Source organism: Kribbella sp. NPDC023855 (assembly GCF_040639475.1).
Lineage (GTDB): Bacteria > Actinomycetota > Actinomycetes > Propionibacteriales > Kribbellaceae > Kribbella.
In genome coordinates this window covers 231,369-257,633 of the sequence record NZ_JBFAAA010000004.1, presented here as the reverse complement: position 1 = coordinate 257,633, position 26,265 = coordinate 231,369, and the positions used below count along the sequence as shown (strand labels likewise).

The following is a 26,265-nucleotide window of genomic DNA, read 5'->3' as shown; positions in this document are numbered from 1 at the left end:
CCTCGTCGAATCGGCCGAATCGACCGCGATCGGCTGCTTCGACGCTACGGCGAGGACGGCCCCGGCGGCTTCTCCGGGATTGCTGAGTTCAGGCCGAGCATGAAGACGAAGCAGCCGGGGATGCGGGCGCCCGTCTGGGTCTGCTGGTACTCCGACGGGCTCATCCCGACAAGCTCGGTGAACCGTTGGGAGAACGACCCGAGGCTGCTGTAACCGACCAGCTGGCAGACCTCGGTGACAGTCAGGTTGGTGGCGCGCAAGAGGTCGGTGGCGCGCTCGATCCGCCGGCGGGCGACGTACTGCATCGGGGTCTCGCCGTACTCCGCGGCGAAACAGCGCAGGAAGTGGTACTTCGAAAGCCCCGCTGCCGCGGCCAGTGTGGTCAGGTCGAGCGGCTCCGCATAGTCGCGATCGGCAAGATCCCGGGCCTGCCGCAACGCCGGCAGCAGGTCGACCGGCACGGCCGCCTTGGTCACGGCCGCCTTCGCCGGGCCTGCCTTGGTGACGGCCGCCTTCGCCGGGTCCGCGTTGGTCGTGGCCGCCCTGGTCATGGCCGGAGGGTTGAGAGGAGGGTTGTGGTGAGGAGGGCGGGAGCATCCTCCGAGACGAGCCGGCCGGCGTCGACCTCATCGGCGGCCGCGTGCAGGATCGCGTAGAACGTGGCCACCAACCAGTCCACCGGCTGGTCGGTGCGGAAGTCACCCGTCGCGCGTCCCCGCTCGATCAGCCGGCCGACGTGCTGGAAGGCGGCGTCGTGCTGGCGTCGCAGCGCCTCCGGGCCGATCTCGGCGAGTGCGATGGTCCGCACCCGCCGATGCCGGTCCAGGATCGGCCACGACTCCCGGACCAGCCGCGCCAGCGCTTCCGGCGGCGGCTGCTCGTCGAGCTTGAGGGCCGTCAGTACTTCGTCCGTGTGCGCGATGCCCCGCCGCAGTACCTCCTCCAGCAACACCTCACGCGAGGGGAAGTGCGAGTACAGGGTGACCCGGCCGATCCCGGAGGCGCTGGCGACCTCGCTCATCGACGGCAGCGCGCCCTGCGCGATCAGCTCGTGGGTACTGCGCAGGATCGTCTCGATGTTCCGCTCGGCGTCGGCCCTTCGCTTCGGAGTGGAGGTCGGCACAGCTACACCCTACGAGCCTTCAGTGGCCATGTCCGTGTCCATGGCCGTGGCCGTGCCCGGCTACTGCGACGGGCTTGCCACCTGGGACGAGTAGCAGCGCAATGGCTCCGGAGACAGCCGCGGCGATGGCGCAGGCGGCGTACCCGGCGGCGAAGCCCTCCGTACCGCTCACTACCGGACCAGCCAAGCTGGCAGCCGCCACAGTCGACATCACCGCGACTCCGACGCTGCCACCGAGCTCGTGGAAGGTCGTGACGACGCCTGACGCCACCCCGGCCTCCGCGCTCGGCACGTTGGCCAGCGTGGTGCTAGTAGCCGTCACGAAGACCGGGCCGATCCCGAACGCCGCGAGCAGGAACCCGGGCAGTACTCCGGTCCAGACGTTCTCCCCCAGCTGAGTCAGCAAAGCCGCGCCGATCGCTGTCACCACGAAGCTCCCTGCAGCGACAGCACGCCCGCCGACGCGGCCCATGAGGTGTCCGCCGACCTGCGCGCCCGCCGTGATCGCCAGGGCCACCGGCAGGAACACCAGACCCGTTTCGAGCGCGCTGTAGCCACGGACCTCCTGCAGCAGCGGCGAGGTCAGGAAGAACAGGCCGAGCAGTAGCCCTGTCGCCACCAGCATCAAGAACATCCCCGACACGACCGGCCGACGGCTCATAGTCCGCAGATCCATCAACGGCACCGCCGTCCTGGCCTCAACTAGCAGGAACAGCCCGTACGCCGCTGCTGCCGCCAGCAGGGTGCCCACAGTGCTGGCACTCCCCCAGCCCGCGTCACCCGCGTTGACCAGCCCGTAGATCAGCAGACCGGTCGCGGCGGTCACCAGCAGCGCACCCGGTACGTCGATCGACCGCTGCCCCGCACCGTACTGAGCCGGAACCAGACGAGGCAGCAACACCAGCCCCGCCAGGCCGATCGGCACGTTGACGAAGAACACCCACTGCCAGCCGGGACCAGCCGTCAGCAGCCCACCCAGGAGCACACCGGCCGCTGCTCCGGCACCACCGATGGCTGCCCAGACTCCTAGCGCGCGAGTGCGATCTTTGTCGTGGAAGGTCGTGGTGATGATGGAAAGGGCCGCCGGCGAGAGCAGCGCGGCACCCAACCCTTGGGCGGCCCGGCCGCCGATCAGCAGCGCGCCGGATCCCGCCAGGCCGGCCGCGGCCGACGCCGACGTGAAGATCACCAGACCGATCAGCAACGTCCGACGTGCGCCGAACAGGTCGGCCAGCCTCCCGCCGAGGATCATCAGCCCGCCGAACACCAGCGTGTACGTCGTCACCACCCAGGTGAGCGACTCCCGGCCGAGGCGGAGGTCGGTCCCGATGCTCGGCAGCGCGATCTGCACGACGGTGATGTCGACCACCAACATGAACTGCACGAACGCGAGCAGGCCGAGCACCAGCCACTTGCTCTGTCTCATCTCTCCACTTCCTTAACCTGAACACTCTTGTATAGTTTACCTGGAGAGAGCGTGGCACGAGAATCAACTTTCGGCAAGAGCCGAATCTCTGGACACCCAGGAAGGAGCCGCCGAGGGTCGCGGGTATGACCACAGATCAACGCGTTGGCCAAAGTGGCAGCGGACCCGGAGAGATCACGCCGGACGGCAGCCCGGTCGAGCTCTACGTCCGGACCCAGGAGCAGACCCGGGGCGAGGACGAGGTGATCGCCGCCGCGATCGCGCCCGGCAGCAGCATTCTCGAACTCGGCTGCGGCACCGGCCGGATCACCCGGCCACTGGTTGCCCTAGGCCACCAAGTGGTCGCGGTGGACGAGTCACCGGCGATGACCGCCCGGATCACCGAGGCCGAGACGGTGGTGTCCACGATCGAGGAACTCCGGCTGGGCCGGCGGTTCGACGTGGTGCTGATGATGTCCTTCCTCGTCAACGTCCCCGACGACGAGGTCCGCCGCCGGCTGCTCGACACCTGTGCCGAACACGTGAAGCCGGAGGGCATGGTGATCCTGCAGCAACAGGACCGGCAAGCGTTCGCGCAGAACGCAGTACGGGAGAACGAGCATCGCCGGATCGAGATCTCGGACGTCGAGCAACTCCCCGAAGGCAAGCAGTCCGCCACCCTGACCTACACCGTCGCCGGCGAGACCTGGTCGCAACGGGTCGTCGTCCAGAACCTCAGCGAGCAACAACTCACCACCGCCCTCGAAACCTCAGGCCTACACCTCGACGGCTACCTCACCCCCGACCACACCTGGATCCGCGCAAAACCGCTAGAGCGCCGATGACCGACCGGCCGGACACCGTGGAGGCTGTCCGACCGGTCGTCCCTCGGTTGAGGAGGGGGTCAGCCGACTCCGCCAGGCATCCGGTCGAGCGCCTCGAACTGCTGCTTGGTGAGCTTGCTCGTGTCGCCGCGGAGCGCGGTCGGACGGGTGCAGATGATGCCGGACGGCACCGAGCCGGTGAGGTAGCGGATCGCGTTCTTGAAGGAGTCGCAGCGGCGTTGGTCTTCGGTGCCGGCTGGGTAGCCGATGGCTGCGTTGACCTTGCCCATGTTCAGGGCATCCGCGTAGGGGTTGATGTTGCGGGCGACAGTCCAGTACCAGCGGGCGATTGGGGCGCTCCACTGCAACGACCGGGCCAACTCTGGGTTGCCGAGCAGGTCGATACCGAAGTACCGGCCTGCTGGTCCGTAGTTGAAGTCGCCCGTGAGCTGGATGTAGCCGCGGCCGCCGTACAGACGCGTGTCGCCGATTTCGCGGATGTTGTACTCCAGGCGCGACTCGTGCACGAGCGTCGCGAGGAAGGCAGCCTTGCGGTACGCCGTGTTGATGTTCGCGTCGCGCATCGCCTGGTTGAGCGACGGGAGCCCGGTCTGCACCAGCGACGGGTTGGCGATTCGGCTGCCGAACATCGCCTGGACGTCGGCCAGGGTGATGTCGGCCGGCGGGTTGGGGTTGGGCGGGCAGTCCGGTACGCCGGGGAGCTTGGTGGCCGTGGTTTCGATGTAGCCGACGGTCGCGTAGCCGCCGTGGGCCGGGAGGTGAGCCCACCAGGTGGTCGCGGCCCGGCCGGGCACGGTGACCGAGTCGCCGGAGCGCTGGCAGTCGATCTCGACCGAGGTGGGGCCGGGGAGCACCTTGATCACCGAGGCGGACAGGTAGGCGTCGGAGCGGATGTTGAGGTTGGTGGCGGTGGTCCGGAAAGTGGCGGCGTGCGCCGGGGTGGTGCCGAGCACACTGCCCGCGGCCACGACGGCCAGAGCCAGCACGGAGGAAAGAACGCGCTTGATCATGACAACTCCTGGGGCGGTAGGAGAATGCTGAAGCGGCGACTTTCTACCGACAAACAGTCACCACGCCGTCACTTTCCCACCAAACCCCGACCGTTGCTCAAGTACACAACGACCCGCGGCTCTGGGGGCCGCGGGTCGTTGGAGTTGGAGAGGCGATGCTCCCGAGGCTGGCATCCCAGCCGTCTTACTCCTTCGGTTCTGGTTTGGCGTCTACGCCGGCTTCCTTGCGTTGGGCGGGGGTGATCGGGGCCGGGGCGGCGGTCAGGGGGTCGAAGCCGCCGCCGGACTTCGGGAAGGCGATGACGTCGCGGATCGAGTCCGCGCCGGCCAGCAGGGCGGTGATCCGGTCCCAGCCGAACGCGATGCCGCCGTGCGGCGGGGCGCCGAACTTGAACGCGTCGAGCAGGAAGCCGAACTTCTCGGTCGCCTCCTCGTCGCTCAGCCCCATCACCTTGAACACGCGCTTCTGCACGTCCTCGCGGTGGATACGGATCGACCCACCACCGATCTCGTTGCCGTTGCAGACGATGTCGTACGCGTACGCCAGCGCCGACCCCGGATCCGTGTCGAACGTCTCCAGCGAGTCCGGCTTCGGCGAGGTGAACGCGTGGTGCACCGCCGTCCATGCCCCCGAACCAACAGCGACATCACCAGCAGCGGTCGCGTCGTCGGCCGGCTCGAACAGCGGCGCGTCGACGACCCACACGAACGACCAGGCCGACTCGTCGATCAGCCCACCGCGACGGCCGATCTCCAGCCGCGCCGCACCCAGCAGCGCCCGCGACGACTTGACCGCGCCGGCGGCGAAGAAGATGCAGTCGCCCGGCTTCGCACCGACGTGGTCGGCCAGCCCGGCGCGCTCCTCCTCGGACAGGTTCTTGGCGACCGGTCCGCCCAGCTCGCCGTCCTGCCCGACCAGCACGTACGCCAGCCCGCGAGCACCGCGCTGCTTGGCCCACTCCTGCCACGCGTCCAGCTGCTTGCGCGGCTGGTCGGCGCCACCCGGCATCACCACGGCACCGACGTACTGCGCCTGGAAGACCCGGAACGGGGTGTTCTTGAAGTACTCCGTGCACTCGACGAGCTCGAGCCCCATCCGCAGGTCGGGCTTGTCGCTGCCGAACCGGGCCATCGCCTCGGCGTACGTCATCCGCTGGATCGGGGTCTGCACCTCGTGCCCGGCCAGTTTCCACAGCTCGACCAGGATCTCCTCGGACAGCGCGATGATGTCGTCCTGGTCGACGAAGCTCATCTCGACGTCGAGCTGGGTGAACTCCGGCTGACGGTCGGCGCGGAAGTCCTCGTCGCGGTAGCAGCGTGCGATCTGGTAGTACCGCTCCATCCCGGCCACCATCAGCAACTGCTTGAACAGCTGCGGCGACTGCGGCAGCGCGTACCACGAGCCCGGCTGCAGCCGGGCCGGGACCAGGAAGTCCCGCGCACCTTCCGGCGTCGACTTGGTCAGCGTCGGCGTCTCGATCTCCACGAAGTCGTGCTTGGCCAGCACGTCGCGAGCGGCCTTGTTGACCTTGCTGCGCAGCCGGAGCGCCGCGCCCGGGCCCTGCCGGCGCAGGTCGAGGTACCGGTACTTCAGCCGGACCTCTTCGTTCACCGGCGTCGCGTGGTGCTCCTCGACCGGGAACGGCAGCGGCGCGGCCTCGCTCAGCACCTCGATCTCGTCGGTGATGATCTCGATCTCACCGGTGGGCAGGTCCGGGTTCGCGTTGCCCTCGGGGCGCGCCGCGACGGTACCGACGATCTTCAGGCAGTACTCCGACCGCAGGCCGTGCGCGGCCTGCTCGTCCCTGATGACGACCTGGACGGTGCCGCTGGAGTCGCGCAGGTCGATGAACGCCACGCCACCGTGATCGCGCCGCCGCGCCACCCAGCCCGCCAGGACGACGGTCTCTCCGGTGTTCTCGGCTCGCAACGAGCCGGCGGAATGGGTACGGATCACGAGTTCTCCTGAGGGGTTTCGAGCTGCGGTGTTTCGATGCTGGGTCGTACGTCCTGCGCGGGCGGCGTCCAGGTGGCCGGGTCAGCCGGCACCTGGTCACCACTCCGGATGTCCTTCACTTCGGCGCCATTCTCGGTGCTGAACCACACGAACGGGATGCCGCGGCGGTCGGCGTACTTGATCTGCTTGCCGAACTTCGCCGCCGCGGGCGCCACCTCGACCGGGATCCCCCGGCCGCGCAGCGCGGCCGCGGTCCGCATCGCGTCGGCCCGCTCATCTTCGTTGTTCAAGGCAACCAGTACGGCGGTCGGCGTACTGCGGGAGCCCTTCACCAGCCCTTGGCTGAACAGCCGGGTGATGAGCCGGGACACCCCGATCGAGATGCCGACACCCGGGTACGTCGTCTTGCCGTCGCTGGCCAGCGAGTCGTAGCGGCCGCCCGAGCAGATCGAGCCGTACGACTCGTGACCGATCAGCTGGGTCTCGTAGACGGTGCCGGTGTAGTAGTCCAGACCGCGGGCGATCTTCAGGTCTGCGACCAGCAGACCAGGGGCGTGCTCGTTGGCGGCCGTCATGATCGCGGCCAGCCGCTCGAGGCCCTCGTCGAGGATCTCGTGCTGGACTCCGAGCGCCCGCACCTGCTCGACGAACGACGCGTCGGTGGCGGAGATCTCGGCCAGCCGGAGCACCTGCTTCGCGGTCTCCGCCGACAGCGCCGGGCCGTCCTCAGCGGTGAGCAGCTGGGTCACCTTGTCCGGGCCGATCTTGTCCAGCTTGTCGACGATCCGCAGTACGGCGGCGACGTCCTCGATGCCCAGGCCGCGGTAGAAGCCCTCGGGGATCTGCCGGTTGTTGACCTGGATCCGGAACGGCGGGATCGGCAGCTTGCTGAACGCGTCGGCGATGACGAGCGGCAACTCCACCTCGTAGTGGAACGGCAGCGTGCCGTCGCCGACGATGTCGATGTCGGCCTGGGTGAACTCGCGGTACCGGCCCTCCTGCGGGCGCTCGCCCCGCCAGACCTTCTGGATCTGGTAGCGCCGGAACGGGAACGCCAGCTTGCCCGAGTTCTCCAGCACGTACCGGGCGAACGGCACCGTCAGGTCGAAGTGCAGCCCGAGGTCCGACTTCTCGTCCGCGGGAGCGCCGAGCCGGCGTACGGCGTAGATCTCCTTGTCCGCGTCCTCACCCTGGTTCGACAGCCGCTCGACCGGCTCGACGGCGCGCGTCTCGATCGAGGCGAAGCCGTGCAGCTCGAACGTCTCCCGGATCACGTCGAGGAAGTGCTGCTCGACGATCCGGTCCGACGGGAGGAACTCGGGGAACCCACTGATCGGGGTTACCTTGCTCATTGTTTTATGTCTCCAGGTCCTGCAAGTAAGGGTTGGTCGCCTTTTCCCGGCCGATCGTGGTCTGGCCGCCATGACCCGGCAGGACGACGATCTCGTCGCGCATCGGCAGGATCTTGGTGGCCAACGTATGCAGCATGGTGGGATGGTCGCCGCCGGGCAGATCCGTCCGGCCAATCGACCCGGCGAACAGGACGTCACCGGAGAAAAGCACCGCCGGGACGTCCTCGGGCCCCAGGTACGGCGTGGTGAAGGTGACCGAGCCGCGGGTGTGACCCGGGGTGTGGTCGACCGTGAAGTTCAGGCCCGCGAGCTCGAGCTGCTGACCGTCCTTGAGTTCCTGGACGTCGTCCGGCTCGGCGAAGGAGTGGTCACCCCCGAGCAGCATGCGTGCACTCTCCGGGCTGATCCCGGCCATCGGGTCGGCCAGCAGGTGCCGGTCGTCGGGGTGGATCCAGGCGGTGCTGTCGTAGGCGCCGCAGACCGGGAGGACGGAGAACATGTGGTCGATGTGCCCATGCGTGAGCAGTACGGCGACGGGCTTGAGCTTGTTTTCCGCGACCACCTGCTCGACTCCGCCGGTGGCGTCCATTCCGGGGTCGATGACGATGCATTCCGCGCCCTGGCCGGTGGCGACGACGTAGCAGTTCGTACCCCACGGACCCGCGGGGAACCCGGCGATGAGCACGACAGACCTTCCTGGAGCGGTGCGGGACCAGTCAAGGCTACCGGTGAGGCCGTACGGAGTACGAACCGGATTGCACCCGCCGATCACCGGTTGCGCTTTCTCTGCCCGATTGTGATGGCAACCCCGTTGCGTAGTGGCCGGGAGTTTGTGATTGTTCAGTGATACGCGTGGGGACAGTTCCCGACGCGCCCAGACGGACCCTGTTCGCGCGGATGAACCCGGGTACTGACCAGAATGGGCACGAGCGCAGTACATACCGCCGGAAGGGGCGAGTTGTGGCCGAGGAAAGCTGGGGCCGGGTAGCCGAGGACGGAACGGTCTTCGTTCGGACCAAGGACGGGGAGAGAGCGGTCGGCCAGTGGCCGGACGCGAACCCTGAGGAGGCACTCGCCTTCTACACCCGCCGGTACGACGCCCTGGCGTTCGAGGTGGACCTGCTGGAGAAGCGGGTCCAGGCGGGCACCGTCTCGCCCGACGACGCGCGGGCCGCGGTGAAGAAGGTGTCCACCGCGATCGACGAGGCCCAGGCCGTCGGCGACCTGGACGGGCTGCGCGCCCGCCTGGAGGCACTCACCCCGCTGGTCGCCCAGCAGCGCGAGAAGAAGAAGGCCGAACGCGCGGCGAAGGTCGAGGAGGCCCGCGAGGCCAAGACCAAGATCGCCACCGAGGCCGAGACGATCGCCGCCGGGACCGACTGGCGGCACGGCGTCACCCGGCTGCGCGAGCTGCTGGACGAGTGGAAAGCCCTCCCCCGGCTGGACAAGTCGAGCGACGACGAGTTGTGGCATCGTTTCTCGTCCGCCCGGACGACGTACACCCGGCACCGCAAGCAGCATTTCGCCGAGCTGTCCTCCAAGCGGGACGAGGCCGCCGTGGTGAAGGAGCGCCTCGCCGCCGAGGCCGAGGCGTTGTCGACGTCGACCGACTGGGGACCGACGTCGGGCCGCTTCCGCGACCTGATGCGGCAGTGGAAGGCGGCTGGGCCGGCTCCGCGCGAGGTCGACGACAAGTTGTGGGCGCGGTTCCGCAGCGCCCAGGACGCGTTCTTCGGCGCGCGCGACGCAGTACAGGCCGAGGAGAACGAGGAGCAGGTCGCGAACCTGGCCGCCAAGGAAGCGCTGCTGGTCGAGATCGAGGGCATCCTCCCGGTCGAGGACCCGAAGGCCGCCCGCGAGCAGCTGCGCGTCCTGCTGGACCGCTGGGACGCGATCGGCAAGGTCCCGCGCGACTCGATGCGCTCCATCGACGCCCGGCTGCGCGCCGTCGAGCAGGCGGTCAAGTCGGCCGAGGACGAGGTCTGGAACCGCAGCAACCCCGAGGCCCGCGCCCGCGCCGAAGCCACGGTGAAGCAGCTCCAGTCGCTGATCTCCGACTTGGAAAAACAAGCCGCCAAACACGAGGCCCAGGGCAACACCCGCAAAGCCACCGAAGCCCGAGAAGCCATCGCCGCCCGCCGCGAATGGCTGACCCAGGCCCAAAACGCCCTCAACGACTTCAGCTGAGGTCACCCGCATCGAAAGAGCCCGCCTGCCTAGCAGGCGGGCTCTTCTCATTCAGAGGTGACGGCCGACGCCGTACCTGCTCCCGGGCTCTGCATGGTGACCTGGAGTTGTTGGTGCTGCTGCCTGTGGATAACGGAAAGCATGGGGCCGAGGGTTTCGGACATCCTGTGCCGATGTCTTTTCCACCGTTCTTCGGCGGGTTGCCCTTCACCGGGCGCCAGGCCGGGAAGAAGCTGAACTGGCTGCTCGCCGCCGGCGAGATCCGCCAGTTGCTGACCGGCGTGTACGTCGCCGCCGACATGCCCGACACGACCGAACTCCGGGCATCAGCGGCAACTCTGGTGATTCCGGCAAATGCCGTCGCCTGCGGTGAGACGGCCGCCTGGATCCACGGCATCCCGACCACGGCACTCAGCCCGGCCGACACCGTCCCTCTCCGCTGGAAGAACACGCCGACCGATGTCGTGGAGCTCGCTGGGGTGAAGGTCACCAGTCCGATCGCGACCGGCGTCGAGCTGGCCCTCCACCTGCCCCGACCGTTCGCGCTGTCGGCGGTCGACGCACTCCTCCGCTCCGGCCGAGCCGACCGCGCCGCTCTGGAAGCCATGCTGGACGACTACGCGGGCCATCGCGGCGAGCTGCAGGCCCGCCACATCTTCAAGTACGCCGACGGCCGCGCTGAGTCGCCTGGCGAGTCTTGGCTGCGGTTGCGGTTGATTGATGCTGGGTTCGGGCGGCCGGAGTTGCAGGTGCGGGTTAAGGCGGCGCAGCGGGAGTATCGGGTTGATCTTGGGTATCCGAAGCCGGTGGATGGGCGGCGGCTTGGGTTGGAGTACGACTCGGATCGGTGGCATTCGCGTGATCGGCAGAAAGCGCGGGATGGAGAGCGCCGTGCCGACTTGGCGGGTGTCGGGTGGCACATCATCTCGGTCCAGCGCACAGACGTCTGGGGGTCCTACCCGGCGCTGGAACTCGCGGTCGGCGACTTCTTGTGCCAGTGGCCTCGGTTACCTCGGCGGTGGTGAGGCTGCCAGGCGGGCTAGGTCGGGCATGGTGTGGAGGCGGAGGTGTTGGGTGGGATCGGGTGTTTGTCTGTGTCGTCGCTGGTGAAGAGAGCGGTTTGGATACCCAGGGCTTGTGCTGGGAGGAGGTTGGGGCCGCGGTCGTCGATGAAGAGGACTGTTGACGGGTCGGCGTTCAGGCTGCGGAGTAGGGACTTGTAGGCCTGGGGGTCGGGTTTGCGGACGCCTAGCTCTGCGCTGACGTACCAGTGGTTGATGTACCGGTCGAGGCCGAAGCGGTGGCGGAGGATGGCGGACCACTCCGCGGTGTCGTTGGTGAGACAGGCCAGCGTCAGACCGGCTGCTGTGAGTTGCTCGAGCAGTGGGATGAGGCCGGGGGTCGTTTCGTGTGCTGTGCAGTACTCCGCGTCGCTCGCGGTGCCTCGTACTCCGAGGGTGTCCCACAGCTCGGTGGTCTTGATCTCGCCGCGGGTGCAGGCGTGGTACGTCGCGAGGATGGTGGCTGGGGACTCTTGGCAGCCTTTGCTCCTCAGGTACGGCGCGAGGAGGTTCTTCACGACGTTGCCGTGGCGGTACAGCACTCCCATTGCGTCCAGGACCACGGTCGTTGGCCGGTGTCGTTCCATGCGGTTGAGCTTAGGGGCGGTAGCCGGCGTGGATGTGGTCGTGGTGGGTTTGGTCGGAGAAGTAGGTGGTGCCGGGGAGTTGGTAGGGGCCGCCTACGTTGTGGGAGCCGGTGGCGGCGGTGGCTCGCATGTAGTTGGTGATGAGGGTGCGAGGGGTGGACGGATCGACGACGGCGCGGCCGTTGATCTGCCAGGTGTCGAAGGCGCGGCCGCGGGGGTGGTCGCTGGGGCGGTTGGTGCCGAAGACGTTCAGCGGGTGACCGGAGCGGATCACGCTGATGCCGAGCCGGTAGGTCTCGGACAGGGTGAGCATCGCGGTCAGGACGGCGTCTTCGATGGTTCCCGAGCGGATGTCGGCGGCTGAGGCGGGCGGGAGGATGATGCGGTCGCTGGCCAGCACTTGCCGTGCGGCGGCTGAAAGGCGAGTGGCCGCCGGGCCGGGCTTCGCGGGATGCATGGACGTCACTCGCCAACTACTTCCCGATCTGGAGAGCCGTACGTCGACTGTGGTGCCGCCGGTGATTAGCTTGCCGTTGGCAACGGTGTGCTGACGGCACGGCACCAGCACACTCGCCGTTTGGGCCAGCAGTCCCCCGTACTGCGCGTCGATCACCTCGACGACCGTGTTCGGGCGACTGAGCAGCTTCTCCACAGCCTGTACTGCGATCAGTTTGGCGCGTGGCTCGATTTCGCCTCGGCCGGGAGTCCAGCGACGCACCGTGGGCAAGGCCGGAGTGGACCCGGGAGGAGACGGCGGAGTGGCCCCAGACCGAGTCGGCGTGGCGCCCGGCGGAGTCGGCGTGGGGCCTGACGAAGTTGGTGTGTCGCCCGGCGAGGTCGGCGTGGAGCTCGTGCCGCGACTTGGTGTCCCTCCGGGACTCGCCGGGCTGATCGGTGTACCTCCGGGACTCGCCGGGCCGCTGGCGGTGCCCGGAGCGCCTGCTGAGCCGGAAGCGGCGCCGGAGGAAGCTGAGCCGCTTGGGGCAGCAGGGCCGGAGCAAGCGGCTAGGAGGCCGGTGCTCGGCAGCACCAGCCCTGAGCCGAGCAGGAGGAGCCTCCGCCGACTCAACTCGAATCGGCGGGGCACCTGGTTGCTACTGGGTGACTCGGTAGACGTCGAAGACGCCTTCTACTGAGCGGACGGCCTTCAGGACGTGACCCAGGTGGGTCGGGTCGCCCATCTCGAAGGTGAAGCGGGACTTGGCGATCCGGTCGCGCGTGGTGGTCAACGCCGCCGAGAGGATGTTCACGTGGTAGTCCGACAGGACCCGCGTGATGTCGGAGAGCAGGCGCGCCCGGTCCAGCGCCTCGACCTGGATGGCGACCAGGAAGACCGACTGCGCCGTCGGGGCCCACTCGACCTCGACGATGCGTTCCGGTTGGGTCTGCAGGTTCTCCACGTTGGCGCAGTCGGCCCGGTGCACCGATACGCCCGCGCCGCGGGTGACCCAGCCGATGATCTCGTCACCCGGCACCGGCGTACAGCACCGGGCCAGCTTCGAGAGCACGTCCGTCGCGCCCTTCACGATGACGCCGGCGTCGCCACGAGCGGTCCGCTTGCGGCGCTCGCGCGTGGCCGGCAACCGCAGGCCCTCGGCGAGATCCTCCGCCGCACCCTCTTCGCCGCCATACGTCTCGATCAGCCGCCGTACGACGGCCTGCGCGCTCACGTGGCTCTCCCCGACCGCGGCGTACAGGCCGGTCACGTCGGGGTAGCGCAGCGAGTTGGCGACCGCGGTCAGCGTTTCGTGCGAGAGCAGGCGCTGCAGCGGCAGGCCCTCCTTGCGCAACTGCTTGGCGATCGCGTCCTTGCCGTGCTCGATCGCCTCGTCGCGGCGCTCCTTGGAGAACCAGTGCTTGATCTTGTTCCGGGCGCGCGGGCTCTTGACGAACATCAGCCAGTCGCGCGACGGCCCGGCACCCTGCGCCTTGGACGTGAAGACCTCGACCACATCGCCGTTCTCGAGGGTGCTCTCCAGCGGCACGAGCCGGCCGTTGACCCGGGCGCCGATACAGCGGTGCCCGACCTCGGTGTGGATCGCGTAGGCGAAGTCGACCGGTGACGAACCGGTCGGCAGCGACATCACGTCACCGCGCGGGGTGAAGACGTAGACCTCGGAGTTGTTGATCTCGAACCGCAGCGAGTCGAGGAACTCCGACGGGTCGGAGGTCTCCCGCTGCCAGTCGACCAGCTGCCGGACCCAGGGCATGTCGTTCGGGGCGCCGATCTCGGTGGTCGGCGGCGCGCCCACCTCGGGAGCCGGTGCGTTCGGGTCCTCCTTGTACTTCCAGTGCGCGGCGATGCCGTACTCCGCGCGCCGGTGCATCGAGAAGGACCGGATCTGCAGCTCGACCGGCTTGCCCTGCGGGCCGATCACGGTGGTGTGCAGCGACTGGTACATGTTGAACTTCGGCATCGCGATGTAGTCCTTGAACCGGCCGGGCACCGGATTCCAGCGGGCGTGAAGGACTCCAAGAGCGGCGTAACAGTCGCGGACCGACTCGACCAGGACGCGGATGCCGACCAGGTCGTAGATGTCGCCGAACTCCCGGCCGCGGACGATCATCTTCTGGTAGATCGAGTAGTAGTGCTTCGGCCGGCCGGTGACGGTCGCCTTCACCTTGGCGGCGCGCAGGTCCTCGTGCACCTGGTCGATCACGGACGCGAGGTACTCGTCGCGGGACGGTGCGCGCTCGGCGACCAACCGGACGATCTCGTCGTACACCTTCGGGTGCAGGGTCGAGAAGGACAGGTCCTCGAGCTCCCACTTGATCGTGTTCATACCGAGCCGGTGCGCCAACGGGGCGTAGATCTCCAGCGTCTCGCGGGCGATCCGCTCCTGCTTCTCCTGCCGCAGGAAGCCCAGCGTGCGCATGTTGTGCAGCCGGTCGGCGAGCTTGATCACCAGCACCCGGATGTCCTTGGCCATCGCGACGACCATCTTGCGGATCGTCTCGGCCTGCGCGGACTCGCCGTACTTGACCTTGTCCAGCTTGGTGACGCCGTCGACCAGCATGGCGATCTCTTCGCTGAAGTCCTTGGTCAGCTCTTCGATCGTGTAGTCGGTGTCCTCGACGGTGTCGTGCAGCAGCGCCGCACACAGCGTCGGTGCCGTCATACCGAGCTCGGCCAGGATGGTCGCCACCGCGAGCGGGTGGGTGATGTAGGCGTCGCCGCTCTTGCGCAGCTGGCCGGTGTGGTGCTTCTCGGCCGTCCGGTAGGCGCGCTCGATGATCGCCAGGTCGGCCTTGGGGTGGGTCGCCCGGACCACCCGGAAGAGCGGCTCCAGCATCGGCGCCCGGTTCGGGTGCCGGGTGCCGCCGAGGCGGGCCAGCCGGGCGCGAACCCGGGCCGGCGCGATCCTGGGCGGCTGCGCCGAAGGCGGTGCGGCGGCGGCTGGAGACGGCGAAGGACTGGCCACCGGGCGGCTCGCAGGCGCGCGTGGAGGCTCGTGCGGTACCACGTCAGGAACCGCTGAAGTCATCGCCGGGTCTTCGCCCACGTCGTATCCCTCCGCTGACAGACCACCAGTCTAGGGGGAAGCAGTCAACGCGGCGGACACGGCCTGTGGACAACACGCCGAAAGGGTGTGGCCGGGTGACTTCAGACAGTGACGAGAGCTTCGACGCGCTCCCCCGCGAGCCGCTCCCGGCCCGGCAGGAACGACAGTTCGAGCAGCACCGTAGTACCGGTGACTTCGGCACCGCAGCGGCGTACCAGGCGCAGGCAGGCCTCGACGGTGCCGCCGGTGGCGAGTACGTCGTCGATCACCAGCACCCGGTCACCCGGCTCGAACGCGTCCTGGTGCACCTCGATGGTGGCCTCGCCGTACTCCAGCGCGTAGGACTCCTCGTACGTCGCCGACGGCAGCTTGCCCTTCTTGCGGACCGGGACGAATCCCGCGCCGAGCGCCAGCGCGACCGGGGCGGCCAGGATGAAGCCCCGCGCCTCGATCCCGACCACCTTGTCGACCACGACGTTGCCGTCGGCATCCCGGCCGGAGGCGGCCAGCGCCTCCACTACCTGACTGAAGCCGGCGTGGTCGGCCAGCAGCGGGGTGATGTCCTTGAACACCACCCCGGCCTGCGGGTAGTCCGGGATGTCGCGGATGCCGTCTTTCAGTACCTCGTCCAGCGAACGCATCAGCAAGTTCTCACTTACCGCGCTTGGAGCGTGGCTTGCGAGTCGGCTGCGGCCGGCCGGCACCGCTGGTCGACTTGACCGGGCGGTTGGAGGCCACCGGCGTACCGGCGGTGGCGCTGCTTGCCTTGGGGCGATCCTGCTTGCGAGCCGCCTCGGACCCGCCACCTCCGGCAGCAACGCCGGCGGTCGCGGCGGCCGGGACCGCCTTGCCACCCGAGGCTGTCTGGGCGCGCTTGGCCGTGACCCGGCGGCTGAGGGCCTGCATGCCGGGCTCGCGCTCCTTGAACATGGCCAGCAGGGCCGGGGCGACGAAGATCGACGAGTACGCACCGACGGCGATACCGACGAACAGCGCGAGCGACAGGTCCTTCAGCGGGCCGGTGCCCAGGACGACGGTTCCGACGACCAGGATCGAGCCGACCGGCATCAGCGCGATCAGCGTGGTGTTGATCGAGCGGACGATGGTCTGGTTCACCGCCAGGTTGGTCGCGTCGCTGTAGGTGTAGCGGTTCGAGCCGGTGATGCCGCGGGTGTTCTCCCGGATCTTGTCGAACACCACGACCGTGTCGTAGAGCGAGTAACCGAGAATGGTCAGGACGCCGATGACGGTGGCGGGTGTGACGTCGAAGCCGATCAGCGCGTAGATGCCGACCGTGATCAAGACGTCGTGGAGCAGCGCGATGATCGCGGCCATCGAGGCCTTGGGTTCGCGGAAGTAGGCCCAGATCACGCCGAACACGGCGACCAGGAAGACGATCAGCGCGAGGATCGCCTTGTTCGCGATCTGCGATCCCCAGGAGGCGCCGATCTGCGAGTTGCTCACCTGGTTCGCTCCGACGCCCACTTCCTGGGCGATCGCCGCGCGGACCTTGGCGATGTCGTCCTGGCTCAGCGGCTTGGTCTGCACCCGGACCTGGTCCTGACCGATGGTGGTGACCACCGGGTCGCCGAGATCCTTGGCGTTGGTCGCCTTGACCGCCTCGGTGACGTCGGTGACCGTGTTGTCGGTGACCTGGACCTTCGCCTGGTACTCGACGCCGCCCTTGAACTCGATGCCGAGCGCCAGTCCCTTGACGAACAGCGCGCCGAGCGAGACGACCATCAGCACGATCGAGACGGTGAACCAGATCTTGCGCTTGCCGATGAAGTCGTAGGAGACCTCACCGCGGTGCAGCCGGGCACCGATGTTTCCGAGCTTCGACATCAGACCTCGCCTCCCACGGGCTTGCGCGTCGGCTTCGCTGCCGGGCGGGCCGACGGTTTCATCTGACCGGGCAGCCGTTCGACGCCGAGATGCTCGGGGTCGAGACCGGACAGCTTGTGGCCGTGACCGAAGAAGTCGGTCCTGGCCAGCAGGGTGACCAGCGGCTTGGTGAAGACGAAGACGACCAGCAGGTCGATCAGCGTGGTCAGGCCGAGGGTGAACGCGAAGCCCTTCACACTGCCGACCGCGAGCACGTACAGCACCAGCGCGGCGAGCAGCGAGATCGAGTCGGCCGCGATGATGGTGTGCTTGGCGCGGGCCCAGCCGGTCTCCACCGACGAGCGCAGGCTGCGGCCCTCGCGGACCTCGTCGCGCAGGCGCTCGAAGTAGATGACGAACGAGTCCGCGGTGATACCGATGGCGACGATCAGACCGGCGATACCGGCCAGCGTCAGGGTGAAGCCCATCGACTTGCCGAGCAGGACGACGGCGGCGTACGTGAGGGCCGCGGCGACCGCCAGCGACAGCACCACGACCAGGCCGAGACCCCGGTAGTACAGGAACGAGAAGATGATCACCAGGCCGAGTCCGATCAGACCCGCGGTGATACCGGCCGACAGCTGGTCACCACCGAGCTGCGGGGAGATCGTGTTGACCTCGGAGATGTCGAACGAGACCGGCAGCGCCCCGTACTTCAGCACGTTGGCCAGGTCACGCGCCTCGCCCTCGCTGAACGAACCGGTGATCTCGGCCTGGCCGCCCGGAATCGGGCCGTTCACGCTCGGGCTCGAGATGGTCTCGCCGTCCAGCACGATCGCGAACAGGTTCGAGCCCTGCGGACGCTTCGAGATCGCCGTGGTGGCCTTGAGGAACTTCTCGCCGCCGTCGCCGGTGAACTTCAGGTTGACCTGCCACTGGAAGCCGCCCTGCGGGATCTGCGCGGTGGCGTCGGACAGGTCGGTGCCGAGCAGGATCGCGGGACCGAGCAGGTACTTCGTGGTCTTGTCGCGGCTGCAGGAGAACAGCGGCTTGGCCGGGTCGTCGGTCGGAGCGTCCTTGCCGCAGGTGAAGGCCGCGAAGGCCGCCTGGACGGCCGCGTCCGGCTGGTAGCTCAGCGGGTCGCCGTTGTTGGCCGGCGGAGTCGAGGGCGTAGCGGCCGGGGTCGACGGCACGGGGGTGCTCGGCTTGGCCGAGGGGGTGCTCGGCTTCGGCGTCGGGGTCGGCGTCGCGGCACCGAGCACGCTGGACCAGGCCCGGCCGTTGGGCGTGGCAGTGGTCGACGGCTTCGCGGTGGTGCTGGGCTTGGCCGTCGTATTGGGCTTGGCCGTGGTGCTGGGCTTCGGCGTCGTGCCCGGCTTCGGCGTGGCCGAGGGCTTGCCGGTCGGCGTCGCGGACGGCGGCGTGGTCGGCACCGGAGCGCCGGCCTGCATGTCGTACACCACCCGGAAGTACAGCAGCGCGGTCTGGCCGACCTGCTTGACCAGGCTGTCCTGGTTGGCGCCCGGCACGGCCACGGTGATGTGGTCGGAACCGGAGGTGGCGATCTCCGCCTCACCGACACCGGCGCCGTTCACCCGCTGCGAGATGATGTTCTTCGCCTCGGACAACTGCTCGGCGGTGACGTTTCCGCCGCCGGCCAGGGACTTGGCCGTCAGCGTGATGGTGGTGCCACCCCGCAGGTCCAGGCCGAGCTTGGGTCCCCAGGTCTTGGCCAGCGCCATGATCCCGAACAGCAGGATCAGGACGACTCCCAGGACGATCAGTTTCCTCCCGGGGCGGGATGTCGTCGTCGTTGCCACGTCAGTTCAACCTTTGCGTTACTGGGCGCGCGGGGGCATCACGGGGATGCCCGCGCGCCGCACGCCGATGGGACGGAAAATCAGTTCTCGGTGTGCGTGGGGGGCAGCTTGGACTTGTCCTGTGCCTTCTCGGCGCCGGCATCCGGCACGTCCACGGTGTCCTTGACCTCGGCGGTCTTCAGGTCGTCGGTGACGTCGGCGTCGGCCGCGGTCGCGGTGGCGTCGTCGGCCGCCTCGTCCGTCGCGGTGTCCTCGGTCTCCTCCGGGATCACCCGGCCGATCGCGGCCTTCACGAACTGCACCAGGACGCCGTCGGAGATCTCCAGCGTCACGTACTCGTCGTCGACCTCCTCGACGATGCCGACCTGGCCGCTGGTGGTGATCACCTTCGTCCCGGGCTGCAGGGCGGCGACCGTGTCGGCCTGCCGCTGGCGCTGCTTGCGCTGGGTACGGCTCATGAACCAGATCATCCCGACGATCAGGATCAGCGGGAGCAGGAGCGTGATGCCCCCACCGCCGGAGGAGGCCATCGGTGCGGCGATCAAAACCATCGGGACTCAGAATCCTTCGTCGAGAGAACGGGTGCCCGGCACGCTCTGCTCTCAAGCGTGCAGGTCGCAGCGGGATGACCCGGGGTACGGGCCACCGGGGAGTCTAACCCTGGGCGGCAACAAGTACCGCATGACAGGGGGTCACGTTTGAGTTACTCGTCACCCCTTCAACGTCCCGGTACGCCGGTTCGTGCCCGGTCAGTCGTCCTCGGTGTCGAAAAGCGTATCGGCGAAGGTCGCGCCCTTGGGAACGGCCAGTCCGAGGTGCCGCCAGGCCGCCGGGGTGGCGACGCGGCCACGGGGCGTCCGGGCCAGGTAACCCGACCGGACCAGGAAGGGCTCGGCCACCTCCTCCACGGTCTCGCGCTCCTCACCGACCGCGACGGCCAGCGTGGAAAGACCCACCGGTCCCCCGCCGAACCGCCGGCACAGCGCGTCCAGGACCGAGCGGTCCAGCCGGTCCAGCCCCATTCGGTCCACTTCGTAGAGCTCCAGGGCGGCTTTGGACAGCGCGAGCGTGACGATGCCGTCGGCCCGTACTTCGGCGTAGTCGCGGACCCGGCGAAGCAGCCGGTTCGCGATCCGGGGTGTACCGCGGGACCGGGACGCGATCTCGGCCCCGGCCTCGGGGGTGATGTCGACCTCCAGCAGCGCCGCCGAGCGGTTGACGATCTTCTCCAGCTCGGCGGAGTCGTAGAACTCCAGGTGCCCGGTGAAGCCGAACCTGTCCCGCAGCGGTCCGGGCAGCAGCCCCGCCCTGGTGGTCGCGCCGACCAGGGTGAACGGCGGGATCTCCAGCGGGATCGCGGTCGCGCCGGGGCCTTTGCCGACGATCACGTCGACCCGGAAGTCCTCCATCGCCATGTACAGCAGCTCTTCGGCCGGCCGCGACATCCGGTGGATCTCGTCGAGGAACAGCACCTCGCCCTCGTTCAGGCCGGACAGGATCGCCGCGAGGTCGCCGGCGTGCTGGATCGCCGGGCCGCTGGTGACGCGCAGTGGCGCCGACAGTTCGCTGGCGATGATCATCGCCAGCGTGGTCTTGCCCAGGCCGGGCGGACCCGACAACAGCACGTGATCAGGAGCCCGGTTGCGGCCGCGCGCGGCGTGCAGGACGAGCTCCAGCTGCTCGCTGACGCGGCGCTGCCCACCGAACTCGGCGAGCGTGCGAGGCCGCAGCGCGGACTCGATCTTGCGCTCCTCGATGTCCAGCGAGTCGGCGGAGACCAGCGGCCTGACGTTGTCTTCCATCGCGCGCTACGCCTTCGAGAGCGCGCGCAGTGCGGCTCTGAGCAGGTCGGGCACCGACGGCTCGGCGCCGTCCGCGGCGAGTGGCGACACGGCGATCACGGCGTCGTCGGCATCCCGCGCCGACCAGCCGAGGCCGACCAGACCGGCGTGCACCTGCTCGCGCCAAGCCTCGGTCGTCTGCAGCGGACGGCCGGTGACGGTCCGCGAGGGAGCGCCGATCTTGTCCTTGAGCTCCAGCACCAGTCGCTGCGCCACCTTCTTGCCGACGCCGGGGATCTTCACCAGCATCGCGAGGTCTTCGGCGGCGACGGCCTGCCGGAGCTGATCCGGACTCAGTACTGCGAGCGCCGCCTGCGCCAGCTTCGGGCCCACACCCGAGGCGGTCTGCAGGAGCTCGAACAGCTCCTTCTCGTCGGCATCCGCGAAGCCGTAGAGAGTGAGGGAGTCCTCGCGCACCACCATCGAGGTGGCCAGCTTGAACTCCTGCCCCGGTCGCAATGTGGCCAGCGTGCCGGGGTGGCAGTACAACTGCAGCCCGACTCCCCCGACCTCGATCACGCAGCTGTCCAGCCCGATCGCAGCCACCGGGCCACGCACGAACGCGATCATCGCTCTCCTCCTCGCACCCTGACCAGGGCATGCCTGGCCACGGTCCTCGCTCCACCTCGCGCTGCACGCTCACAGCCCTCGGTCATCGTCGCTCGTCCTGGGCCACTCCCACCGCCGGCGGTGATCGCCGACACTCCGTGGTCGCGCGCGCGGCCCGCCGTCATCGCCGACCTTCCTGGGCGGCTACCGCGGCTTTTAGTCTTGCCACTTGTAGGCGGGACTGCGCCTTCGCGAGCGCCTCCAGGTTGGCTCTGCTCTCCGATGCTTCTTGCAGCCGGCTCGTCACGCCGCCTCGCCAGATGTGGCAGATCGCCAGGGCGAGCGCGTCCGCGGCGTCGGCCGGGGTCGGTCGCTCGTCCAGCTTCAGGATCCGGGTCACCATCGTGGTCACCTGCTCCTTGCCCGCCCGGCCGGAGCCGGTGACAGCGGCCTTCACTTCACTGGGAGTGTGCAGCGCCACCGGCAGCCCGCGCCGCGCGGCAACCACCATCGCCACCCCGGAAGCCTGTGCCGTGCCCATCACCGTCCGCACGTTCTGCTGGGCGAACACCCGCTCGACGGCGACCGCATCGGGCCGGTGCTCGGTGATCCACTCGTCCAGCTGGGCCTCGATCATGACCAGTCGCTTGGCCACGTCCAGCTCGGCCGGAGTCCGGATCACGCCGACCGCGACCAGTGCCGGAGGCCGGCCGGCGGTGCCCTCGACGACGCCGAGCCCACACCGGGTCAGTCCCGGGTCGACACCGAGCACGCGCACTGGATCACCTCCGAACGTTTGTTCGACAACCCTAGACGCCCGGCCGGAGGCCGCGAAATCGACACTCCGGCGCCTGTGGACGACCTAGAAGTAGTCGAGCATGTACGGCGTGGCGCAGCTGAAGGCCGTCTCGATCGCCCCGTCGGCATCGGCGGGGCCCCAGGCCAGTCCGGCCTTGCGCAGTGAGGTGAGCGGCGTACCGGCGTACAGGGCGGCTAGGCCGCGGGAGCCGAGGCGTAGGGAGTCGCCGGTGGCAGTGGAGGGAGTCAGCGCGCCGGAGCCGTCGGAGACGGACAGGTGCCAGCGGCCGGTGTTGGTGGCGACCTCGAAGTCGTCTAGCTCCAGGTCAACCTCCAGTGAGGCGCCTGGCGCGAAGCCACGGGCAGCGATCGCTGCAGGCGCGTCCAGGACCCGCAGCATCCAGCGCTCGATCTCTGCGTGCTTCGCGGCCTCCTTGGCGATCAGGAGATGCGCGGGGTCGTTCGGCGAGAGGTAGGCGTCCACGTCCGCCGCGATGGACGAACCGGAACCGACGACAGACCAGAGCGCACGGGCGGTGGCTTCGGAGCCCGCTACGAGTTCCTCGACCCGCAGTTTGCCGCTGGCCCAGCCGTAGACGACGAACCCGTCTTCAGCCAGGTAGCAGAAGCTGTTGTCCTCCCCCAGCCACTCGGCGACCTTGTCCTCCGGCCACACCAGCGGCCCACTGATCCGCCCGGCCGCGTGCAACTGAGCCACCACCTCCAGGAACCGGCTCGCGTCAGCAGGACCGGCTCGGCGGACCTCAACCTCCTTGCCACCTAGCGACCGCAGCTCTGCGGCAGGGAAGGTGTACCGGTAGCGGCCGCCACCGAACTCGTACCCCAGGTGCCGGTAGATCACAGTCGTGGCCGGATACAGAGCCGACAGCGGGTAGCCCTGCTCCACGCTCCGGGCAAGCACACCGCGCATCAGCTTGCTGCCGACACCGCGCCCTCGGTACTCCGGTGCGACGACCACCCCGGCAACCCCGGCCATCGGCACCTTGCGCCCACCCCACCACTGCTGGAACGGCCAGAACCGGGCCGCTGCGATCAGCTCGTCGCCATCCAGCACCCCGACCATCCGGCCGTCGGCGATGAAGCCCTCCGCGTCCGCCTTCCACCCTTCTCGGCTACCCGCATCCAGCAACCCAAAGGACCTCGACCGCACCCGGAGTACGTCATCCAGGTGCTCGCTCCGGACATCCACCAACCGCAAGTCATCAGCCACGCCCAGACCCTACGACGCACCGCTTCAGATCAGCGACAGAAATAGCCCGAAAAGTTCACGGCGCCGTGCACGGTGATCAGCGGCCACATCCGCCGGTACCGACTCCACAGGTAGCCCAGGAACAACCCCTGCACGCCCTGGTTCACCAGCACCTACAACAGTCAGCACCAGCTCCAGGACGGACAGGTCGGGCCTGGCCGGCACGGGAGCCGCTAGCGGCCCTGCATAACTCAGCACCAGGAACGCCGCCACTGGCAGCGCTGGTGCCCAGCGGACGTCTGTCGGCCAGTTGGCCGTCGGCTTCCTGCCCCACCAGCGGAACACGGCCAGTGGCACCGCAAGCAGCAGCAGTGCCTTCAGTACCTCGAAGAGACCAAGACCGAGCAACTTAAGCAGTACTCCGAACAGCACCGCCGCGCCCAGCAGCACCCAAGCCTGCCGGCGATCCGGAGGCCCGCCAGGCTTGCGCTCGAGCCGCCACGGCAGCACCCGGACCAGAAGCATGCCGACGGCAACGGGAATCCATCGCTCCCACATCGGCTGCGTGTTGTCGTTGTCGGCCGTGTACCGGATGTCGGTGTTACCTGTTGCCACCAGCACCAATGCGGCGCCGATCAATACCGCGAGGCCACCCTCCAGAATCCATCTCCGCATTGGCAGGAGTCTGGCAGCGGAAGGGGCTACTTCTTGTCGGTGACCCAGAGGTTGATGGTGCCTTGTACTACGACGGTCCCGTCGGTGCGCGTTGCCTTGACCTGGACCGGGACCTCGGGGCCAGCTGTCCAGGCGGCGGGGTCGGTCTCGGCTGAGCAGGTCAGGTCCGAGGTGGACTTGGCGAGGTAGGCGACCTCCATGCCCTTCGGCAACCAGCGCTTGCCTGCGGGCACGGTTGCCTCGGCCAGCGCGCCCATCGCGGCCTCCAAGCCGTTGCAGACCGCGATCGCGTGCACGGTGCCGATGTGGTTCTGCACCGCCCGCCGTTTCGGCAGCACCAGCGACGCGAAGTTCGGGCTCACCTGGACGAACCGCGGCCGGACCGACCGGAAGTACGGCGCCTTCCAAGCGAACGCCACCGAGAACACCCGCGAGCCGCCCGGTACGCCGCGCAACTTCTCCCACATCCCAAGCACCTGGCTAGTCATGCGACAGCATGTTACTCGGGAGTCACTTAGCCGTCGAGTGGGCGCCGCAGCAACGATTTAGACGATTCAATTCACCCCGGCTAAACTGCCGCTGAGCACTGAGCAGGTCCGCCACAGACGGTTCAGAGGGGCGATGGCTACTCCCAGCATCAAGGAGGTCGCGCACCGCGCCGGAGTCTCGGTCGGTACGGTCAGCAACGTTCTCAACCGGCCGTCGATCGTCGCGCCCGCCACCCGCAAACGGGTGCAGGACAGCATCAAGGCCCTCGGTTTCGTCCGCAACGAGGCCGCCCGCCATCTGCGCGCCGGCCGCAGCCGAACCGTCGGCCTGGTGGTGCTCGACGTCGCCAACCCGTTCTTCACCGACCTCGCCGAGGGCGCCGAAGAGCTCGCCTACGAGAACGACACCGTGGTGATGGTCTGCAACAGCAAGACCGACCCGGTCCGCGAAGGCCATCACCTCGATCAGCTCGAACAGCAACGCGTGTACGGCGTACTGATCACCCCCTTCGACAGCGCCGATCCACAGTTGCGCGCCCTCGTGGCCCGCGGTACGCCGGTCGTCCTGGTCGACCGAGCCGCGGATCACGGCGGGATGTGCTCGGTCTCGGTCGACGACAAGCTCGGCGGACGCCTGGCGGGAACCCATCTGATCGAGTCCGGTCATCGCCGGATCGCCTTCATCGGCGGGCCTCTCAGCATGCAGCAGGTCGCGGACCGGCTGGCCGGCATCACCACGGTGGCGGACGATGCGGCAGACGTCGACCTGCAGATCTTCGAGGTCGAGGTGATGGGCGTCCAGCACGGCCGGGCGATTGGCGAGCAGCTCGCAGCCCTGCCACCCGCCTCCCGTCCCACCGCAGCGTTCTGCGCCAATGACCTGCTGGCGTTGGGATTGCTGCAGGCCATGGCCGCCACCCAACTGCGGGTTCCGGAGGACATGGCGATCATCGGGTACGACGACATCGGGTTCGCCGCCGCGGCCGCAGTACCGCTGTCGTCGGTGCGGCAGCCTGCCGCGTTGCTCGGGCGGACGGCGATGGAGCTCCTCCAGGAGGAGGTCGAGGCCGGCGAACGGCACGCGCATCGACAGGTCATCTTCCAGCCGGAGCTCATGGTTCGTCAGTCCAGCGACCTCACCCGCGGCTGATCCTGCCGCTCCGCCAACCCGCCCAGTCCTCAGGAAGGCTTCGCGCATGCTCTACGAGAACGCCCTGGCCTCCGCGGCCGATCTGGACGGTTTCCGGCTGGAGGGCGACGGCGCCGTTTCCTTCCCACTCGGCCGGCTGCGACTGGAGAGCAAGCCACAGGACGATCCGGACAAGAACCCCAACGTGGTGCTGTGGTGCCCGGAGGACTTCGGGCCGAACATCACCGTCGAGTGGGACTTCTGGCCGATCCGCGAACCAGGTCTGTGCATTCTGTTCTTCCACGCCAAGGGACGTGAGGGCGAGGATCTGTTCGACCTCGCGCCGCGGACCGGGGCCTACGAGCAGTACCACCACGGCGATCTGGATGCCTACCACGTCTCGTACTTCCGGCGCCGCTGGCCGACCGAGCGCGCCCTGCACACCTGCAATCTGCGGAAGAGCTACGGGTTTCACCTCGTCGCGCAGGGGCCGGATCCTTTGCCGGCGGTGCTGGACGCGCAAGGACCGTACTCGCTGCGACTCTCGGTCAAGGACGGCGAGATCACCTTCTCGATCGACGGCCTGGTTTCGTTCAGCTGGCGCGACGAGCAGCCACTGACCGGCGGAAAGCTCGGCTTCCGCCAGATGGCCCCGATGATCGGCGACTACGCAAACCTCCGCATCTCGACTCCCTGACGCCCGGCCCACCTCGCGCCCACCTCGCGCCCGCCCCGGCCGCCCCCGCCGCCCCGGCCGCTCTGGCGCTCTGGCGCTCTGGCGCTCGGGCGCTCGGGCGCTCCGGCGCTCGGCCACTCTGGAGCCCGCCGCTTGGACGGCCAGCCCTCGCACCGCGCGAAGCTGCGGATTTCGCGCCCTTGAGCGCGCTTACGGGCAACCGCT

The 26,265-nt window shown here is 68.6% G+C and carries 25 protein-coding genes; 5 read left to right on the top strand and 20 right to left on the bottom strand.

Annotated elements, in window-relative coordinates; all coding sequences use genetic code 11:
• Positions 1-44: 44 nt before the first annotated feature.
• From AB0F51_RS16540 to AB0F51_RS16530, 3 genes are read right to left on the bottom strand one after another with little or no spacing between them, the layout of a single operon-like run.
• Positions 45-551: a helix-turn-helix transcriptional regulator gene (locus AB0F51_RS16540; RefSeq protein ID WP_360280407.1), complete on the bottom strand. Its 507-nt coding sequence runs from the start codon at positions 549-551 to the stop codon at positions 45-47.
• Complete coding sequence (locus AB0F51_RS16535; RefSeq protein WP_360280405.1) at positions 548-1,123, bottom strand: TetR/AcrR family transcriptional regulator; 576 nt, start codon at positions 1,121-1,123, stop codon at positions 548-550. Before AB0F51_RS16535 ends, AB0F51_RS16540 begins: the two co-directional genes overlap by 4 nt.
• Before the next feature lie 19 nt (positions 1,124-1,142).
• On the bottom strand, positions 1,143-2,549 hold the full coding sequence (locus AB0F51_RS16530) for an MFS transporter (RefSeq protein ID WP_360280402.1): 1,407 nt from the start codon (positions 2,547-2,549) through the stop codon (positions 1,143-1,145).
• Positions 2,550-2,674: 125 nt separating this feature from the next.
• Here AB0F51_RS16530 and AB0F51_RS16525 point away from each other — a divergent pair, with 125 nt between their 5' ends.
• Positions 2,675-3,373 carry a class I SAM-dependent methyltransferase gene (locus tag AB0F51_RS16525; RefSeq protein WP_360280399.1) on the top strand — a complete coding sequence of 233 codons (699 nt, stop codon included), beginning with the start codon at positions 2,675-2,677 and terminating at the stop codon, positions 3,371-3,373.
• A gap of 59 nt (positions 3,374-3,432) precedes the next feature.
• On the opposite strand, the gene AB0F51_RS16520 is transcribed toward AB0F51_RS16525, so the two are convergent.
• The 4 genes from AB0F51_RS16520 to AB0F51_RS16505 all read right to left on the bottom strand — a co-directional run bounded on the left by AB0F51_RS16520 (position 3,433) and on the right by AB0F51_RS16505 (position 8,377).
• Entirely contained in the window at positions 3,433-4,383 is a 951-nt protein-coding gene (locus AB0F51_RS16520; RefSeq protein WP_360280396.1) for a glycoside hydrolase family 19 protein, read from the bottom strand.
• A 184-nt stretch (positions 4,384-4,567) separates the two neighbouring features.
• Entirely contained in the window at positions 4,568-6,340 is a 1,773-nt protein-coding gene (gene aspS / locus AB0F51_RS16515; protein ID WP_360280393.1) for an aspartate--tRNA ligase, read from the bottom strand.
• Positions 6,337-7,692: a histidine--tRNA ligase gene (gene hisS / locus AB0F51_RS16510; RefSeq protein WP_360280391.1), complete on the bottom strand. Its 1,356-nt coding sequence runs from the start codon at positions 7,690-7,692 to the stop codon at positions 6,337-6,339. Before hisS ends, aspS begins: the two co-directional genes overlap by 4 nt.
• 4 nt (positions 7,693-7,696) lie before the next feature.
• Positions 7,697-8,377, bottom strand: coding sequence for an MBL fold metallo-hydrolase (locus AB0F51_RS16505; protein ID WP_360280388.1), 681 nt, complete (start codon positions 8,375-8,377; stop codon positions 7,697-7,699).
• 275 nt (positions 8,378-8,652) lie between these two features.
• On the opposite strand from AB0F51_RS16505, the gene AB0F51_RS16500 reads away from it, so the two are divergent.
• Positions 8,653-9,879: a DUF349 domain-containing protein gene (locus AB0F51_RS16500; RefSeq protein WP_360280385.1), complete on the top strand. Its 1,227-nt coding sequence runs from the start codon at positions 8,653-8,655 to the stop codon at positions 9,877-9,879.
• Between the two features lie 173 nt (positions 9,880-10,052).
• Positions 10,053-10,904, top strand: a complete 852-nt coding sequence (locus AB0F51_RS16495) for a hypothetical protein (protein WP_360280382.1) — start codon at positions 10,053-10,055, stop codon at positions 10,902-10,904.
• Positions 10,905-10,918: 14 nt separating this feature from the next.
• On the opposite strand, the gene AB0F51_RS16490 is transcribed toward AB0F51_RS16495, so the two are convergent.
• The 13 genes from AB0F51_RS16490 to AB0F51_RS16430 all read right to left on the bottom strand — a co-directional run bounded on the left by AB0F51_RS16490 (position 10,919) and on the right by AB0F51_RS16430 (position 24,235).
• A complete protein-coding gene (locus tag AB0F51_RS16490) occupies positions 10,919-11,527 on the bottom strand; it encodes an HAD-IA family hydrolase (protein WP_360280379.1) in 609 nt (202 codons plus the stop codon).
• 10 nt (positions 11,528-11,537) lie between these two features.
• Positions 11,538-12,245: a hypothetical protein gene (locus AB0F51_RS16485; RefSeq protein WP_360281552.1), complete on the bottom strand. Its 708-nt coding sequence runs from the start codon at positions 12,243-12,245 to the stop codon at positions 11,538-11,540.
• A gap of 376 nt (positions 12,246-12,621) precedes the next feature.
• The gene (locus AB0F51_RS16480; RefSeq protein ID WP_360281550.1) at positions 12,622-14,820 is read right to left on the bottom strand and encodes a bifunctional (p)ppGpp synthetase/guanosine-3',5'-bis(diphosphate) 3'-pyrophosphohydrolase; all 2,199 of its coding nucleotides are present in this window, start codon (positions 14,818-14,820) and stop codon (positions 12,622-12,624) included.
• Between the two features lie 311 nt (positions 14,821-15,131).
• Positions 15,132-15,671, bottom strand: coding sequence for an adenine phosphoribosyltransferase (locus tag AB0F51_RS16475; RefSeq protein ID WP_360280377.1), 540 nt, complete (start codon positions 15,669-15,671; stop codon positions 15,132-15,134).
• 10 nt (positions 15,672-15,681) lie between these two features.
• Positions 15,682-16,875 carry a protein translocase subunit SecF gene (secF, locus tag AB0F51_RS16470; protein ID WP_360280374.1) on the bottom strand — a complete coding sequence of 398 codons (1,194 nt, stop codon included), beginning with the start codon at positions 16,873-16,875 and terminating at the stop codon, positions 15,682-15,684.
• Entirely contained in the window at positions 16,875-18,674 is a 1,800-nt protein-coding gene (gene secD / locus AB0F51_RS16465) for a protein translocase subunit SecD (protein ID WP_360280371.1), read from the bottom strand. The genes secF and secD overlap by 1 nt, the downstream gene beginning before the upstream one ends.
• Before the next feature lie 80 nt (positions 18,675-18,754).
• A complete protein-coding gene (yajC, locus tag AB0F51_RS16460; protein WP_360280368.1) occupies positions 18,755-19,225 on the bottom strand; it encodes a preprotein translocase subunit YajC in 471 nt (156 codons plus the stop codon).
• Between the two features lie 198 nt (positions 19,226-19,423).
• A complete protein-coding gene (gene ruvB / locus AB0F51_RS16455; protein WP_360280365.1) occupies positions 19,424-20,476 on the bottom strand; it encodes a Holliday junction branch migration DNA helicase RuvB in 1,053 nt (350 codons plus the stop codon).
• Positions 20,477-20,482: 6 nt separating this feature from the next.
• Positions 20,483-21,085, bottom strand: coding sequence for a Holliday junction branch migration protein RuvA (ruvA, locus tag AB0F51_RS16450; RefSeq protein ID WP_360280363.1), 603 nt, complete (start codon positions 21,083-21,085; stop codon positions 20,483-20,485).
• A 160-nt stretch (positions 21,086-21,245) separates the two neighbouring features.
• Positions 21,246-21,842, bottom strand: coding sequence for a crossover junction endodeoxyribonuclease RuvC (ruvC, locus tag AB0F51_RS16445; protein WP_360280360.1), 597 nt, complete (start codon positions 21,840-21,842; stop codon positions 21,246-21,248).
• Positions 21,843-21,926: 84 nt separating this feature from the next.
• Entirely contained in the window at positions 21,927-23,093 is a 1,167-nt protein-coding gene (locus AB0F51_RS16440) for a GNAT family N-acetyltransferase (RefSeq protein ID WP_360280357.1), read from the bottom strand.
• Positions 23,094-23,122: 29 nt separating this feature from the next.
• On the bottom strand, positions 23,123-23,227 hold the full coding sequence (locus tag AB0F51_RS16435; protein ID WP_360281548.1) for a CPBP family glutamic-type intramembrane protease: 105 nt from the start codon (positions 23,225-23,227) through the stop codon (positions 23,123-23,125).
• A gap of 546 nt (positions 23,228-23,773) precedes the next feature.
• Positions 23,774-24,235, bottom strand: a complete 462-nt coding sequence (locus tag AB0F51_RS16430; RefSeq protein ID WP_360280354.1) for a hotdog fold domain-containing protein — start codon at positions 24,233-24,235, stop codon at positions 23,774-23,776.
• Positions 24,236-24,368: 133 nt separating this feature from the next.
• Here AB0F51_RS16430 and AB0F51_RS16425 point away from each other — a divergent pair, with 133 nt between their 5' ends.
• Both AB0F51_RS16425 and AB0F51_RS16420 read left to right on the top strand, forming a co-directional pair.
• Positions 24,369-25,385, top strand: a complete 1,017-nt coding sequence (locus tag AB0F51_RS16425; RefSeq protein ID WP_360280351.1) for a LacI family DNA-binding transcriptional regulator — start codon at positions 24,369-24,371, stop codon at positions 25,383-25,385.
• 46 nt (positions 25,386-25,431) lie between these two features.
• Positions 25,432-26,061: a DUF1961 family protein gene (locus tag AB0F51_RS16420; protein WP_360280348.1), complete on the top strand. Its 630-nt coding sequence runs from the start codon at positions 25,432-25,434 to the stop codon at positions 26,059-26,061.
• The last annotated feature ends 204 nt before the right edge of the window (positions 26,062-26,265 follow it).

Coding starts and splice junctions, on each gene's coding strand:
- AB0F51_RS16540 (WP_360280407.1), bottom strand. CDS start 551: ATGACCAGGGCGGCCACGACCAACGCGGACCCGGCGAAGGCGGCCGTC.
- AB0F51_RS16530 (WP_360280402.1), bottom strand. CDS start 2,549: ATGAGACAGAGCAAGTGGCTGGTGCTCGGCCTGCTCGCGTTCGTGCAG.
- AB0F51_RS16525 (WP_360280399.1), top strand. CDS start 2,675: ATGACCACAGATCAACGCGTTGGCCAAAGTGGCAGCGGACCCGGAGAG.
- AB0F51_RS16520 (WP_360280396.1), bottom strand. CDS start 4,383: ATGATCAAGCGCGTTCTTTCCTCCGTGCTGGCTCTGGCCGTCGTGGCC.
- hisS (WP_360280391.1), bottom strand. CDS start 7,692: ATGAGCAAGGTAACCCCGATCAGTGGGTTCCCCGAGTTCCTCCCGTCG.
- AB0F51_RS16495 (WP_360280382.1), top strand. CDS start 10,053: ATGTCTTTTCCACCGTTCTTCGGCGGGTTGCCCTTCACCGGGCGCCAG.
- AB0F51_RS16490 (WP_360280379.1), bottom strand. CDS start 11,527: ATGGAACGACACCGGCCAACGACCGTGGTCCTGGACGCAATGGGAGTG.
- AB0F51_RS16480 (WP_360281550.1), bottom strand. CDS start 14,820: ATGCTGGAGCCGCTCTTCCGGGTGGTCCGGGCGACCCACCCCAAGGCC.
- AB0F51_RS16475 (WP_360280377.1), bottom strand. CDS start 15,671: ATGCGTTCGCTGGACGAGGTACTGAAAGACGGCATCCGCGACATCCCG.
- secF (WP_360280374.1), bottom strand. CDS start 16,875: ATGTCGAAGCTCGGAAACATCGGTGCCCGGCTGCACCGCGGTGAGGTC.
- yajC (WP_360280368.1), bottom strand. CDS start 19,225: ATGGTTTTGATCGCCGCACCGATGGCCTCCTCCGGCGGTGGGGGCATC.
- ruvB (WP_360280365.1), bottom strand. CDS start 20,476: ATGGAAGACAACGTCAGGCCGCTGGTCTCCGCCGACTCGCTGGACATC.
- ruvA (WP_360280363.1), bottom strand. CDS start 21,085: ATGATCGCGTTCGTGCGTGGCCCGGTGGCTGCGATCGGGCTGGACAGC.
- AB0F51_RS16430 (WP_360280354.1), bottom strand. CDS start 24,235: ATGACTAGCCAGGTGCTTGGGATGTGGGAGAAGTTGCGCGGCGTACCG.
- AB0F51_RS16425 (WP_360280351.1), top strand. CDS start 24,369: ATGGCTACTCCCAGCATCAAGGAGGTCGCGCACCGCGCCGGAGTCTCG.
- AB0F51_RS16420 (WP_360280348.1), top strand. CDS start 25,432: ATGCTCTACGAGAACGCCCTGGCCTCCGCGGCCGATCTGGACGGTTTC.